This is a genomic window from Croceitalea sp. MTPC5, assembly GCF_036985505.1.
Lineage (GTDB): Bacteria > Bacteroidota > Bacteroidia > Flavobacteriales > Flavobacteriaceae > Croceitalea.
Map to the genome: position 1 here is coordinate 254026 of NZ_BTGQ01000001.1, position 13564 is coordinate 267589.

The 13564-nt window shown below is 40.7% G+C and carries 14 protein-coding genes and 1 pseudogene; 8 read left to right on the forward strand and 7 right to left on the reverse strand.

Features of this window, described 5'->3' with window-relative positions:
• Position 1: 1 nt before the first annotated feature.
• Positions 2-694: an SIR2 family NAD-dependent protein deacylase gene (locus tag AACM45_RS01145; RefSeq protein ID WP_339140227.1), complete on the reverse strand. Its 693-nt coding sequence runs from the start codon at positions 692-694 to the stop codon at positions 2-4.
• Between the two features lie 61 nt (positions 695-755).
• On the opposite strand from AACM45_RS01145, the gene AACM45_RS01150 reads away from it, so the two are divergent.
• From AACM45_RS01150 to AACM45_RS01160, 3 genes are read left to right on the forward strand one after another with little or no spacing between them, the layout of a single operon-like run.
• On the forward strand, positions 756-1409 hold the full coding sequence (locus AACM45_RS01150; RefSeq protein ID WP_339141172.1) for a TrmH family RNA methyltransferase: 654 nt from the start codon (positions 756-758) through the stop codon (positions 1407-1409).
• A 40-nt stretch (positions 1410-1449) separates the two neighbouring features.
• Positions 1450-1980 carry an SRPBCC family protein gene (locus AACM45_RS01155; RefSeq protein ID WP_339140228.1) on the forward strand — a complete coding sequence of 177 codons (531 nt, stop codon included), beginning with the start codon at positions 1450-1452 and terminating at the stop codon, positions 1978-1980.
• Entirely contained in the window at positions 1980-2360 is a 381-nt protein-coding gene (locus tag AACM45_RS01160) for a VOC family protein (RefSeq protein WP_339140229.1), read from the forward strand. Before AACM45_RS01155 ends, AACM45_RS01160 begins: the two co-directional genes overlap by 1 nt.
• A 41-nt stretch (positions 2361-2401) precedes the next feature.
• Here the strand turns inward: AACM45_RS01160 and AACM45_RS01165 are convergent, their stop codons facing one another.
• The 5 genes from AACM45_RS01165 to AACM45_RS01185 form a co-directional block, all read right to left on the reverse strand.
• Complete coding sequence (locus tag AACM45_RS01165) at positions 2402-2719, reverse strand: heavy metal-binding domain-containing protein (protein WP_339140230.1); 318 nt, start codon at positions 2717-2719, stop codon at positions 2402-2404.
• 29 nt (positions 2720-2748) lie between these two features.
• Positions 2749-4437 carry an alpha-amylase family glycosyl hydrolase gene (locus tag AACM45_RS01170; RefSeq protein WP_339140231.1) on the reverse strand — a complete coding sequence of 563 codons (1689 nt, stop codon included), beginning with the start codon at positions 4435-4437 and terminating at the stop codon, positions 2749-2751.
• Positions 4438-4551: 114 nt separating this feature from the next.
• Positions 4552-5328 (reverse strand): carboxypeptidase-like regulatory domain-containing protein, encoded by a 777-nt coding sequence (locus tag AACM45_RS01175; protein WP_339140232.1) that lies wholly within the window; start codon positions 5326-5328, stop codon positions 4552-4554.
• A 76-nt stretch (positions 5329-5404) separates the two neighbouring features.
• Positions 5405-7168, reverse strand: a complete 1764-nt coding sequence (locus tag AACM45_RS01180) for a DEAD/DEAH box helicase (RefSeq protein ID WP_339140233.1) — start codon at positions 7166-7168, stop codon at positions 5405-5407.
• 166 nt (positions 7169-7334) lie between these two features.
• Positions 7335-7910, reverse strand: coding sequence for a non-canonical purine NTP diphosphatase (locus AACM45_RS01185; RefSeq protein ID WP_339140234.1), 576 nt, complete (start codon positions 7908-7910; stop codon positions 7335-7337).
• Positions 7911-7936: 26 nt separating this feature from the next.
• Here AACM45_RS01185 and AACM45_RS01190 point away from each other — a divergent pair, with 26 nt between their 5' ends.
• The 5 genes and pseudogenes from AACM45_RS01190 to AACM45_RS01210 all read left to right on the forward strand — a co-directional run bounded on the left by AACM45_RS01190 (position 7937) and on the right by AACM45_RS01210 (position 13052).
• Entirely contained in the window at positions 7937-8623 is a 687-nt protein-coding gene (locus AACM45_RS01190; protein ID WP_339140235.1) for an SGNH/GDSL hydrolase family protein, read from the forward strand.
• A 57-nt stretch (positions 8624-8680) separates the two neighbouring features.
• A pseudogene (locus AACM45_RS01195) lies at positions 8681-9145 on the forward strand (methyltransferase family protein); the annotation flags it as partial.
• Positions 9146-9147: 2 nt separating this feature from the next.
• On the forward strand, positions 9148-9942 hold the full coding sequence (locus tag AACM45_RS01200; protein WP_339140236.1) for an alpha/beta fold hydrolase: 795 nt from the start codon (positions 9148-9150) through the stop codon (positions 9940-9942).
• A 159-nt stretch (positions 9943-10101) separates the two neighbouring features.
• Positions 10102-11994 (forward strand): phosphoglycerate dehydrogenase, encoded by a 1893-nt coding sequence (gene serA, locus AACM45_RS01205; protein ID WP_339140237.1) that lies wholly within the window; start codon positions 10102-10104, stop codon positions 11992-11994.
• 122 nt (positions 11995-12116) lie between these two features.
• On the forward strand, positions 12117-13052 hold the full coding sequence (locus AACM45_RS01210; protein WP_339140238.1) for a type IV pili methyl-accepting chemotaxis transducer N-terminal domain-containing protein: 936 nt from the start codon (positions 12117-12119) through the stop codon (positions 13050-13052).
• Here the strand turns inward: AACM45_RS01210 and rlmH are convergent.
• Positions 13015-13488, reverse strand: a complete 474-nt coding sequence (gene rlmH, locus AACM45_RS01215; protein ID WP_339140239.1) for a 23S rRNA (pseudouridine(1915)-N(3))-methyltransferase RlmH — start codon at positions 13486-13488, stop codon at positions 13015-13017. The genes AACM45_RS01210 and rlmH overlap by 38 nt on opposite strands.
• Positions 13489-13564: the final 76 nt, after the last annotated feature.

Consider the following 13564-nt stretch of genomic DNA (forward strand, 5'->3'; position numbering starts at 1 on the left):
GTTACAAGGTATTATACAGACCATGCGCCACCATGGGAATACCCAAAGTAGCTGATTCGGCTATTACGGTAAGGTTCTTGAAATCTGATTTTGAAACATTTGGCCTAGGGTCGATAAAGTAAATAGGGGTTTCTATGGCGACGTAATTTATCAGGCTTGCTGCGGGGTATACCTGCATTGAGGTACCTATGATCAGTAAAACATCGGCCTCGGCAACCAGTGGAATGGCTTTTTCAAGCATTGGCACCATTTCACCAAACCAGACAATATGCGGGCGAAGTTGATGTCCAGTCTCATCCACATCACCGAGGTTTAAATCTTTATGCCAATCCAAGACATGGTTTTCGTTTGCGGTGCTCCGTACTTTCAAAAGTTCGCCGTGTAAATGCAACACATTTGAGCTACCCGCCTTTTCATGTAGGTTATCGACGTTTTGGGTAATGATCTGCACATTGAATTGACTTTCAAGTTGTGCCAGTGCCAGGTGCCCTTCATTGGGTTCGACCTGCAGTAATTGCCTGCGGCGTTGATTATAGAACTCCAGAACCAGTTCAGGATCTGATGAAAAGCCCTGTGGTGAGGCCACTTGCATCACGTCATACCCCTCCCATAGTCCATTGGCGTCCCTAAAGGTTTTTAAGCCGCTCTCAGCGCTCATTCCAGCTCCGGTCAAGACTACAATCTTTTTTTTCATAATTTTTCCATGGCATATTATTGATTATTTCAAAATTAACATTTTGATTATCTTGTATCTCATGTTCGACCTTGATTTGTTGAAATACTTGGAAGGTTTTTTGACCGAGCGACGAAAACATCGCTTTGAACAGGTATTGGCTAAAAGAACCAATTTCTTGACCGTAGCCATCGAAGATGTCTATCAGTTGCATAACACGAGTGCAGTAATTAGAAGCTGTGATGCTTTCGGTGTTCAAACGGTTCATGTCATTGAAAACAGGTTTGGCAAACGATTGGATAAGAATATCGCTATGGGTGCCGAGAAATGGGTCGATGTGCATCGACATCAAACCACTACTGCATGTATTGACCGACTTAAGACTGATGGTTATCACATTATTGCAACTACGCCCAACGAAAACGGAAACGAACTTTCAGATGTTAAGGTTACCAAGAAAACGGCACTGTTCTTTGGAACCGAGAGAGACGGATTAAGCGGGGAGGTCCTAAAAAGGGCCGATGGATTTCTAAGCATACCCATGCAAGGTTTTTCAGAGAGTCTGAACATATCCGTTGCTGCTGCCATAATCTTACAAAAGTTGACAAAAGACCTAAGAACCAGTAGTGTTCAATGGCAATTATCTGAAAATGAATTGCTTGAAAAGCGAATGGACTGGACTAAAAAATCAATCAAAGGTGTGGAACGGGTTATTGAACGTTATTTAACAACCTGAGTTTTTTGTATTTTAGTGACAACCAATTAAATCAAACAAAATGACGACTTTTCTTTACATTATTGCGGGCATTGCCCTGCTTGTGCTGATTTTGGCCGTATTGGCCCCTAAAACTTACGATGTTTCCCGTTCTGTAGAAATTGGAAAACCTAAACAAGAGGTATTTGATTTTTTGCGATCCTTAAAGAAAATGGACCTATGGTCTCCGTGGGTAAAAAAGGATCCCAATATGAAGAAAGAGTTTCGTGGTACCGACGGTGAAGTAGGATCTGTAAGTTATTGGCTCGGTAATAAGGAGGTTGGAGAGGGAGAACAAGAAATTACGAAGATCGTCGATGGAGAGCGGATTGATGGGGAGTTGCGTTTTATGAAACCATTCAAATCCGAATCGAATTGCTATCTATTGACCGAAAATACAGCTGAAGGTAAGACCAAGGTAACCTGGGGCTTTTCTGGCAACAACAAGTTCCCCATGAGTATTATGATGTTGTTCATGAGTATGGACAAAATGGTAGGTAAGGACTTTGAGGAAGGGCTATCAAGTTTAAAAACAATACTGGAGGATTCATAATGGAACAAAACTTAATAGGTTGGGTCGAAATACCTGTTGTTGATATGGAAAGGGCCAAAGCTTTTTATGAAGCCGTTTTTCAGATACAGATCGAAATCCATGATTTTGGTGGTACCTTGATGGGGTGGTTACCAAGTTTGGATGGTTCACCGGGTTGTTCGGGCTCATTGGTTCAATCGCCGGAATGGTACATTCCCAATCGCAAAGAAGGTGTGCTGATCTATTTTTCTTGCAATGATGTGCAAGATGAGTTGAATAGAATTGAAACTTCAGGCGGTAGTATCTTGAAACCCAAGACCCAGATTAGTCCCGATATCGGGTATATGGGACTTTTTCACGATTCAGAAGGCAATAGAATAGCCCTCCACTCAAAAGTATAATTAATAGGGGTTGATCAATGTAGAATGGATGATGGGCGATATTACCCATGTATGGGGCAGCCATCACAGGTACAGGCATCGTCATTACAATCACATTCCCCTTGTTCATGTAGCCCACAGCTTTTGATCATTTCAGATTCCATTGCCTGCAGTTTCATTTTACAAACGGGGCATGTTCCTTCTTCATGGTAAGTCTTACCATCTTCACAGTCCATGGAGCATTGATATTCGCTACTGGCAAGTACTTTTATCTCAGAATCGGTAGTCGTTTTTTTTACTTTTTTATCTTCCTTACATGAAGATGGAAGAAACAACAGAATGCTACTCAACACTAAAATGCAGACCAATCGAAAATACATGATATACTTTATTTACACTAAAGAAGATTTCATTCCACCAATTCCAACAGGGCGGTATCAAAATCGTTGTCAAGCGAGACTTTTCCGTTTTGAACAATTACCTCGGTATTGGAATAGGTATCATATAGCTTAGTACCATCACCAAAAAAACCTTTCACCTTAAGCGATTTTTTTCCTTTGGGCAGATCCAATGCCAATACCACCTTGTCCTTATACTCTTTATTGACGAACATTCTTGAAAACACGTATGGTTTTTTAGATAGACGTTTATGCTTGCCCGCGCCAACAGCTGGGTGGTTTGCCCTAAACGTTCCTAATTTTTGCCAATGCTCATGTACTTTCTTCACAGATGGTAGGCTGTCCAAATCTTCCCAGTTCATATTGGAGCGCAGATGGGCATCACCTTCGGCTCCCTCAATATTCAAGGGCCGCAGGGTTTCATCACCGTAATATACCTGTGAAGCACCTGGGGTCAACAAGAGCATATTGGCCGCGATGTAGGGCTTTTTTCGTTCCCTGTCAAAGGGACTGCCGTCGTCATGGGAGGTAAGGTAGTTCAATACGCTTTTTCCCTTAAGTTTCGTATTCAACAAAGTATTATACTTTTTAAAAACGGTCTCGTAATCTTTATGGGCATCATTTTTAAGGTCGAAATTGATCAAGCTTGAAAAACCGTGATCAAAATAATCAACTTTCTTATCGCCAAAATCGAATTCCCTTCCTGAGGATATCCCGTAATTATAAACCTCACCGACCATATAAAATGAATTGTCGTCCAATACTTTCGAGGGATTTTTCTTCTTCCAGGTTTGAAAGGCATATTCAGCTTCCTTTTTCAATTCTGACCATGCATTTTCATTGACATGTTTTACGGTATCTACCCTAAACCCATCCACACCAAATTCATGAATGTAATCGGTCAACCATTTAATGATGTAAAACCTTGGTGCTCTGGGATATCCCGTTCTTTCAAAGAAAAGGTTCAATTCATCAAGCTCTTGACTTAGCCTGCCCTCTTCTTTCCATTTTGCCAACAATGCGTCTGGCAATTCTACCGGTTCATTTGATTCTGTAAGTATATCGGGTAGGTTGGCCACTAGGGTACAGGCCGTGGTATTTTCATAAGTGGTGAATTCACATTTTGGTTCGGTCCGTACCCATTCTTCTGGCCAAACCGGATCGAATTCCGTAACGGGCCCGGTGTGGTTTAAGACGACATCCAAAATTACCCGAATACCTTTTGCGTGTGCTTTTTTGACCAAATCCTCCAAATCTTTTTTTGTGCCAAAATTAGGATCGATGGCAGTCCAGTCCTTCGCCCAATAGCCATGATAGGCATAGGTGTTTCCAGTACCCTCATTAGTTGGGCCATGAACTTGTTCTACAATAGGTGTAAACCATATCGCATTAATACCGAGGTCATTGAAGTAATTAGCATCAATTTTTTTTGAGATACCGCTAATGTCACCACCTTCAAACCCCCTCAGTACCGCGGTGCTGTCTTTTCTATTTAAAGTGGTATCATTATCCGTTTTACCACTGTTGAAACGGTCTGTCAAGAGAAAATAAATATTTGCCCCTTCCCAAAAGAAAGGAACGTTTTTTTTCGTTTCTTGGGTAATCGTCTCGGACTGTTTTTCTATGATGGAATCTTTTTTTACTTCTTTACAACTGCATATCAAGGCCAATATCGGTATAACGATAAGTAGTTTTTTCATGTTTGAGGAATTTGCCTAAAACTATAAAATGCATGTTGAAATATAAAATTTATTTGGGCCCAACGCCCAAATATAAATAGGAGTGATTTTAACAAACTAAAAAAGAAAATGTAATTATCTTCTGTTCAATACTTTATATTCTTCATAACAACTACTGATGGCATCTAAAATTTGAAGGTCATTGGCTGTTTTAATGAAGGACTTGGAATAGCTGCAGTTGGTAAGTATATCTTCGATATCCATTTTCTCGAGTTGCAATAATTGAATAAGGGTCTCCCTATCAAATTTTGAAGCCAGTAGATCTCGAATATCCTCATCTTCCTTCATTTGTCTCAATTTACGAAGCTGTGCCGGTCTTTTACCGAATAGATTTCGCAACATATCGGCGGGATTCAATATTGCACCCAAAACCTTGGTAACCGAACTTGGGTTTTTATTGCCTGCCTCATAACTTTTGTTAAGCCCCGATATACTGTATTGATATGAGGTGTTAATAGGCAGGTTTTTTACATCAATATCGAGATAACCGGTTAATTGATAGGGTCGTACCACAACTTCTTCTAAGGCGTAAGCGAGTTCGGTGAGGGCAATCTTCGTATCATCAAACTTGAACATATCGTTGGTTACCCTTACTTTTTGGGGCTTAAAACCTAAATAAGTCAAATAGAGTGTGTCATTGACCGCAGCGGTTATCGTGAATTTTCCATCTTGATCCGTAATAGTACCTTTTATACGGTTAAGGTTGATGATGTGCACACTTTCCAATGGAAAGTTTGTCTGCGCATTAATGACCGTAGCTTGCAGTTCTTCAATGGGCTGTGTAGTATCATTCTCTTGTGAAACACCGATCACAACACACAAAAGAAAAACAAACGGTAAAAGTCTATTCATGTAGCAATTTTCTTATCCAAAATTACAAAACAAAGAAAATAATCACGGCCAGCCCTAACTTTTAGGATGCCCTTAACTAATAAAAGCCACTATTTCTTTTTCCTTTTGACTTTTTAGAACCGCTTTTGCTTCCTTTAAAAGAGGTATTACGGTCTCGTCGGCCCCCGCCACCTCTATTGCGGTCACGATCTCTTCTTCGTCCACTGCCTCGGTTTCCACCTCGACCCCCACCTGGGCTTTTAGAAACCTCAACATTGATAAAACGTCCATCTACCTTGAAATCGGAGAAAGTTTCCAAGATAAGTGGGGTAAATTGGGCGTCGGTATTGAAAAAAGAGAAGCTGTCCTTGGTGTCTACCTTGTATACATCATCTTTATCCAAACCTAGTTTGTCACGAAGAAAATCTTTTAATGACATCCAATCGTAACCATCGCGCTCCCCAACATTTATAAAATAGCGCACAGAACCATCTTTCGGATGTTCGGTCGCACCCCGTTCCCTTCGGCCCGAACCGTCGCTGGAGTTCAGGTCACGGGTTTTATTGTAGTAATTGAAGAATCGCGTAAACTCTACCGATACTATCTTTTTGATTAACTCTTCCCTGTCAATTCCATCTAAAACATCATTTATGGCAGGTAGGTAACCATCGATCTCTTCATTAATCTTGGTGTCTTTGATATTATTGGCCAAATGGTATAACTGGATTTCACAGATTTCGATTCCGCTCGGAATTTTCTTTTCGAGAAAATCTTGTTTGATCTTTCGTTCAATGGCATTGATCTTACGAAGCTCACTTCGGGTTACGATGACCATCGAAATGCCCGATTTTCCAGCTCTTCCGGTTCTTCCGCTGCGGTGGGTATACGTTTCTATTTCATCGGGCAATTGGTAGTTGATGACGTGGGTGATGTCATCAACATCGATTCCCCTTGCGGCTACGTCGGTTGCCACCAACATCTGGATTTGTTTTTTACGAAAGGCGTTCATGACCAAATCGCGCTGGTTTTGGCTAAGATCGCCATGTAGTGCGCCTGCATTGTAACCATCTTCGATTAATTTCTCGGCAACTTTTTGCGTGTCGCGTTTGGTACGACAGAATACTACTGAAAATATTCCCGGATTCGCGTCTGCCAATCGTTTTAGGGCAGGGTAGCGGTCACGGCCACTAACCACATAATATTCGTGTTGTACGGTCGTGGCACCTGAGTTTTTCGCACCCACCGTAATCTCTTTCGGGCTGTGCATGAACTTCTTGGCTATGGTAGCGACCTCTTTCGGCATGGTAGCAGAGAACAACCATGTCGATTTCTCTTTTGGGGTATTGGAAAGGATATCCTTGATATCCTCAAAAAAGCCCATATTCAACATTTCATCGGCCTCGTCAAGAATACAATAATCGATTTTGGTAATATCAACGATACCACGACGGATCATATCTTTCATCCGTCCCGGGGTTGCCACAACGATTTGTGCCCCTTTTTTAATTTGCCTGGCTTGATCGGTGATACTGGCACCACCATAAATGGCAACGATGTTCATTCCTTTTTCGTACTTGGAATATAGTTGCATTTCGTTGGTGATCTGAAGGCAAAGTTCCCGTGTGGGCGATAGTATCAACCCTTGGGTCGTTCTGGAGGCAACATCTATTTTCTGGATCAAGGGAAAACCAAAAGCGGCGGTTTTACCGGTACCGGTTTGGGCCAAGGCCACTAAATCGGTTTCATCTTCCAATAAGATGGGGATTGCTTTTTCTTGTACTTCTGATGGATTTTCAAATCCTAAATCTGCAACTGCAGCCAATAGGGACTCTTGAAGCCCTAAACTTTCAAATTTTGACATGTGTCTATAAGTATTCGCAAATATGTGTGTTGCATAGAGCGATAATTACTTATAAACCTTTGCTCAGCGCAACACCTGCCATACCGGCGGCGTTAATAAAGCGGCAAAGGTAATGCTAATTAACGACTACGAACCATAATCTAGCAATAACTTTATTTTCAATTAGTTAAAGCGTGTTAAGAAAGGCAATCAGTTTTTGGATGGCCCTACCACGATGACTTATCTGGTTTTTTAGGGACAAGGGCAGTTCGGCAAAGGTCTGTTCGTAACCACTGGGCACGAAGATAGGATCGTAGCCAAATCCGTTTTTGCCCTTCTTACGCGATGCAATGTAGCCATGAACCGATCCTTCGAACAAATGATGATCATTTTTAAGGTTCAACGCGATTGCTGTTTTAAAATGGGCGGCCCTGTTACTACTGCCTTCCAGTTCTAGAAGTAACTTTTCCATATTGGCTTCTGCATTCTTTTCTTGACCTGCATACCTTGCAGAATATACGCCAGGCCTTCCGTCTAGGGCGTCTACCAAAAGCCCCGTGTCATCGGCAAAACAAGATAGCTTGTAGTTTTCCGTAACAAAGTCTGCCTTTATCCGTGCATTTTCGGCTAAGGTCTTTCCCGTTTCCGGTATATCATCCGTACATCCCAAATCGGTCAGGGAAATCAATGCAATGGAATCGGGTATCAAAGCCTTGACCTCTTCAAATTTATTTTGGTTATGTGTAACAAAGACTAATTTCATAAGACGAAAGTATTACCTTTAATGCTATGAAAAAAACCAACTTCCTACCAATTTCCATAGGGCTCAACTTGGTGTTGTTTTGCTTTTTATTGTTTTTTTCCATTAATACCAAGACTGCAAGTCAACCTGAGGTCCCACCTTCTCAAGAGGGCATAATCGATGAAAAGGGCAATGCCTTAAAAAAGGTCAACATCGTGATGTTGGGCAACTCGATAACATATCAAGGGGACTGGGATAAAGTTTTGGACCGGAATGATGTTTTTAATGGTGGAAAACCCGGTTGGACCACCCAGCAATTGTCTTGGGTCATCAAAAACTTCATTGTTCCGTATCGACCAAAGCTTTGCTTTTTTAAGGGCGGTATCAATGATTTGACCTTGGGCATTTCATCACAGCGTATTTACGAGAATATGACCATGGTAATGGATTCTATCAGCAAGGTAGGCACAAAACCTATTTACACCACCACATTGTACCAAAGAACGAATACTGAGCGAAACCGAACTATTGATTCCATTAATGCGAAAATGAAACTGTTCTGCGAAAAAAGGAATTATGATTTTTTGGATTTAAGACCCTTTCTCTGTCAAAGTGGAGATATCAAAAAAGAGTATGTCATTGATGATAATACCCATCTGAAGCCACAGGCATATCCGCAGTGGGCTTTGGCAATGGCACCTATTTTGACTAAATACGGACTAAATGATAATTGATTTTCAGTACGAAGTGTTTCATAGAAGAAAGATAGTAAAACGGTTAAAGCAGTAACGAAAATCATGAAGATGAAATATAAATTACCCCCTGTGGTCGTGTTTATGGTATTTGGTCTTTTGATGTACCTATTGGCAAGCTACTTGCCGGTTGGCAATTTCGATTTTTTTGGGAGGTACCCGCTTGCAATTGGCATATCTGGCATAGCACTACTTCTGGCGTTACTTTCACTATATCAGTTTGCAAAGGCAAAGACCACGGTAGACCCTATAAAACCTTCAAAAGCTTCCGTTTTGGTGGTTTCCGGTATCTATCAATATACTCGAAACCCGATGTATTTGGCATTGTTGCTTATACTCATCGCTATAGGTCTAAAATTGGGGAATGCCTTTAATACCATCATTGCGGCTGGTTTCGTGTATTTTATGAACCATTTCCAGATTAAGAAAGAAGAAGAGGCCTTGCTAAAGCTTTTTGGTAAAGATTACCGTTTGTACTGCAAAGCTGTTCGCCGATGGTTTTAAAAATGGGATATAAGTTGGCTAAGCGAATACTGATGTTAGGATGGCTATTGAGCACTGGTTTTTCAGCTGCACAAACACGGTATTTTGAATCTTTCGACAATGTAAAGATCGCTTATGATATAGAAGGTGTGGGTGCCCCGATTATTTTGTTGCACGGCTTTATAAATTCAAGAAAATCTTGGGACCAAACGCCTCTTAAAAAAGATTTGCTGACCGAGGGGTATCAGGTCATTACCATAGATCTCAGGGGGAATGGTGATTCTGACAAACCCCAGAATGACAAAGCTTACCAAAATGACGCTGAAGTAAAGGATATTATAGCACTGTTGGAAGAACTTGCAATTGAAAACTGCTCAGCGGTGGGCTATTCTCGGGGAAGCATCGTACTGGCCAAGTTGCTTACCAAGGATAAAAGAATCACGAAAGCCGTTTTGGGTGGAATGGGAATCGATTTTACCGATGCCCAATGGAATCGGCGTTTGCTTTTTGCCGCTGCGTTCGACGGTCAAATTTCTAAGGAAACCAAGGGCGCCGTAACTTATGCCAAGTCTATTGGTGCAGATTTACGCTCTTTACATTTACAGCAACGATACCAACCCGTTACATCAAAAAAAGAACTGGCAAGGGTAGCTGCCGAAGTTCTGGTTCTAGCCGGTGATAAAGACCTTGACAATGGTGATCCGAAAGACCTTCAAGGGGCAATACCCAATGCAACGCTACGATTGGTTGCCGGAGATCACAATGGTACTTACAAAACCCGTGATTTCTCAAAAGTGATACTTCGGTTTCTAAAGTGAGGCAATGTTTTGTGAATAAGGATTATCCATTTTTGGTCGCTTTTTGATATTGAATTTTTAGTCTTTTTCACTAATAATTCGATAGGTCATTATTTTTCATACATTAAAAATGTACAAAGGATTTAATGTTTACTTTTAAGGCTTAATTTTTTTTGGGCAATGGTCGAAACCGGAAGAAAATATGTCTTTGATTTTGATAGCACACTCACGAGCGTTGAAGCATTGGATGTACTCGCAGAAATTCTTCTTGAAGGGAAGTCCAACAAGGACGAGGTGTTAAAGGAAATACAGGAAATCACCAATTTGGGCATTGATGGTGAGATTTCTTTTACCGAATCGTTGGAAAGAAGGATCAAACTATTAAATGCCCATAAAGAAGATCTGGCAGGTCTGGTTGATAAGTTACGCCATAAAATTTCAAAGTCGATAGAAGAGAACAAGGCCTTTTTCAAGGATTACGCCGATGATATTTATGTCATTTCGTGCGGTTTCAAAGAATTTATAGATCCCATTGTTGCTGACTACAACATACCTTCAGACCGAGTATATGCCAATACCTTTGAGTTTGACCCCAAAGGGAATATAGTTGGTTTCGATGAGACCAATGTACTGTCATCCCACAACGGAAAAATAGAATGCCTTAAAAACCTTAATTTAGAAGGTGAGGTTCAGGTCATAGGTGATGGCTACAGTGATTATGTCATGCGTGAAGCAGGTATTGCCGATAAATTTTTTGCCTACACTGAGAACGTACATCGCGAAAAGGCCGCTGACAACGCCGATTATATAACGCCTAATTTAAATGAGTTTCTATTTGTGAACGATTTACCAAGAAAAATATCATATCCAAAAAATAGGATTAAGATCCTTCTACTTGAAAATGTACATCCGAAGGCGTTTGATAACCTATCGGAAGAAGGGTTCTCCGTAGAGTTGGTCAAGCACGCTTTGCCTGAAGAAGAATTGATGGAACGCATAAAGGGAATACATGTTCTTGGCATTCGTTCAAAGACCCAGGTTACCCAAAGGGTATTGGAGGCTGCAGATAGGCTATTGGTAGTAGGGGCTTTTTGCATTGGAACCACCCAAATTGCCCTAGAGGGCGCAAAAAAGAAAGGTGTGGTTGTCTTTAACGCCCCTTATAGCAATACAAGGTCAGTCGTGGAGTTGGCCATTGGACAGATCATCATGTTAAAGCGAAGTATTTTTCCACGCAGCACCGAAATACATCAAGGAAAATGGTTTAAGACCGCTTTGAATTCACAAGAAGTTCGGGGTAAGAACCTAGGGATTATTGGTTACGGAAATATTGGCAAGCAATTATCCGTGCTTGCCGAAGCGATGGGAATGCGGGTGTATTATTATGACGTGGCCGATAAATTGGCGTTGGGTAATGCCATCAAGTGCAGTACCTTAGAAGAATTGTTATCGGTTTCTGACGTGGTCACCCTACATATCGACGACAACAAGGCCAACAAGAATTTTATCAGTGAAAATGAGATCGGTCACATGCGCGATGGGGCGATGTTGGTCAACCTATCAAGGGGTTTCGTAGTGGACATTCCCGCTTTGGTGGCAGCCCTAAAAAGTGGTAAGTTGGGTGGCGCGGCTATTGATGTGTATCCTGAAGAACCAAGAAGTAACGGTGATTTTATAACGGAGCTACAAGGTTTGGACAATGTAATCCTAACACCACACATTGGGGGAAGCACCGAAGAGGCCCAGCGTGATATAGCCGATTTCGTTCCCAATAAAATAATGGATTATATCAATTCGGGCAATACCGTGGATGCCGTGAATTTTCCGAATATCCGGTTACCGAAACAGAACAATGCGCATCGTTTTCTTCATATACACAAGAACGTACCCGGAATCATGGCCGATATCAATGAGGTATTGGCAAAATACGAAATGAATATCACGGGGCAATTTTTGTCCACGGATCCCGATGTTGGTTATGTGATCACGGATTTGGACAAGGAATATAACAAAGATGTCATTAAGGCACTTAAAAACGTAGAACACACCATTAAATTTAGAGTGCTTTATTAGGCATGAAAACTGTTATATTAAAATTTACCCTTTCACCAGCATTTAAATCGATTTGACAACATTTTTAATTTTTTGATATTTTTTCGCTATAAATTGTAAGTAATTTCTTAAAATAAATTGCTTTGCGGTTGAATATTGGAAAAATACGCCTTTTCAAAAAAGGTTTTAGGGCCTACTACCTGCTGGTGGTATCCATTATCGTTTTGACTTTTGCCATTCAGTCGATCATGCAATATTCTTTGAAAAAGCAACGATCAACGGCTATGATCGTCAACTTGGCCGGGCGTCAGCGCATGCTCAGTCAACGTTTATTGAACGAAGTGTACTCATGCCGTTACCACAATTGTGATTATGCCGAATTGAAATTGACCTTGAACAAGTTGTATCAAATGAACGGCATTCTTCAAAATGGCAGTGAAAACCTGGGCATACCAAAATTAGATAATACCGATATTACGGCCAATTTCGTACGGCTTGAACCGTATGTGAATTGGTTTAAATGGAATTTATCGGACTTAAAGCGTCTTGACGAAATCAAATTCAATGATATGCGCTATCGCGTGGATCGATTTACTACCATCATGAATGGGATCGTTCTTCAATTCCAGAAAAAATCAGAGGAAGATATCAAGGGCATGCGTATCATCGAAATGGAGCTAGCCATTTTCTCCGTTTTTATCGTGTTGTTTGAAATTTTCTTTATCGTGAATCCATTTATTAATCGAATCATGAGTCAAAAGAAAAAATTGGAAGAAATCGCATGGCATCAATCACATGTCTTCAATTCACATATGAAGAATATCAAAGATCTTCAATATGTGCTTAGGGTTGAAAAAGTGCCCGAACGACAGCAAGAAATACTTAAATTCATTTCTGAGGAACTGGATCATCTAAATGGGGTTTCTAAGAATATGGTCAGTGCCTTAAAAAAGAATGATGATGAAGAGATGCCACATAAGGTAATCCTCAAAAAAGTTGAAGACCTTTTAGATAAATACGGTATAGGTACGTCGAACAAGGTCACTGATGATGATAAGGTTCATTCCGAAGGATTGTAAACGCCCGATATAGTTGTTCTACAACAAACAAGCGCACCATCTGATGTGAAAAAGTCATCTTTGACAAGCTTATTTTTTGATGGCATTTTTCATATAAGATATCCGCAAAACCATAAGGTCCACCTATCACGAATACAAGTTCTTTTATGCCGCTGTTCATTCTTTTTTGAAGTAGGGTTGAAAACTCCAGACTAGAGTACTGTTTTCCTTTCTCGTCCAATAGTATTAAGATTGCTGCTTGCGGAATTTGTTTTAGAATAAGTGCTGCCTCCCGCTTTTTCTGTTCGATTTCCGAAAGGTTCTTTACGTTTTTTATATCCGGAATAATGTCTAGGCTAAACTTCACATAGTGTTTGAGCCTATTTTGATAGTTTGAAATAAGACCCTGCAGCGCCGTGCTATCCGTTTTTCCAATCGCAATTAACCTTATATGCATGATGTACTTTTCATTTGGTAAAAATACTATTTGTTCAGACGTTTAATTTTATCGATTAGCTTTTTAGTAATTTAGC

Excerpts from the sequence above, each read along its gene's own strand:
- AACM45_RS01145 (WP_339140227.1), bottom strand. The coding sequence starts at position 694 with ATGAAAAAAAAGATTGTAGTCTTGACCGGAGCTGGAATGAGCGCTGAG.
- AACM45_RS01150 (WP_339141172.1), top strand. The coding sequence starts at position 756 with ATGTTCGACCTTGATTTGTTGAAATACTTGGAAGGTTTTTTGACCGAG.
- AACM45_RS01155 (WP_339140228.1), top strand. The coding sequence starts at position 1,450 with ATGACGACTTTTCTTTACATTATTGCGGGCATTGCCCTGCTTGTGCTG.
- AACM45_RS01160 (WP_339140229.1), top strand. The coding sequence starts at position 1,980 with ATGGAACAAAACTTAATAGGTTGGGTCGAAATACCTGTTGTTGATATG.
- AACM45_RS01165 (WP_339140230.1), bottom strand. The coding sequence starts at position 2,719 with ATGTATTTTCGATTGGTCTGCATTTTAGTGTTGAGTAGCATTCTGTTG.
- AACM45_RS01170 (WP_339140231.1), bottom strand. The coding sequence starts at position 4,437 with ATGAAAAAACTACTTATCGTTATACCGATATTGGCCTTGATATGCAGT.
- AACM45_RS01175 (WP_339140232.1), bottom strand. The coding sequence starts at position 5,328 with ATGAATAGACTTTTACCGTTTGTTTTTCTTTTGTGTGTTGTGATCGGT.
- AACM45_RS01180 (WP_339140233.1), bottom strand. The coding sequence starts at position 7,168 with ATGTCAAAATTTGAAAGTTTAGGGCTTCAAGAGTCCCTATTGGCTGCA.
- AACM45_RS01185 (WP_339140234.1), bottom strand. The coding sequence starts at position 7,910 with ATGAAATTAGTCTTTGTTACACATAACCAAAATAAATTTGAAGAGGTC.
- AACM45_RS01190 (WP_339140235.1), top strand. The coding sequence starts at position 7,937 with ATGAAAAAAACCAACTTCCTACCAATTTCCATAGGGCTCAACTTGGTG.
- AACM45_RS01200 (WP_339140236.1), top strand. The coding sequence starts at position 9,148 with ATGGGATATAAGTTGGCTAAGCGAATACTGATGTTAGGATGGCTATTG.
- serA (WP_339140237.1), top strand. The coding sequence starts at position 10,102 with ATGGTCGAAACCGGAAGAAAATATGTCTTTGATTTTGATAGCACACTC.
- rlmH (WP_339140239.1), bottom strand. The coding sequence starts at position 13,488 with ATGCATATAAGGTTAATTGCGATTGGAAAAACGGATAGCACGGCGCTG.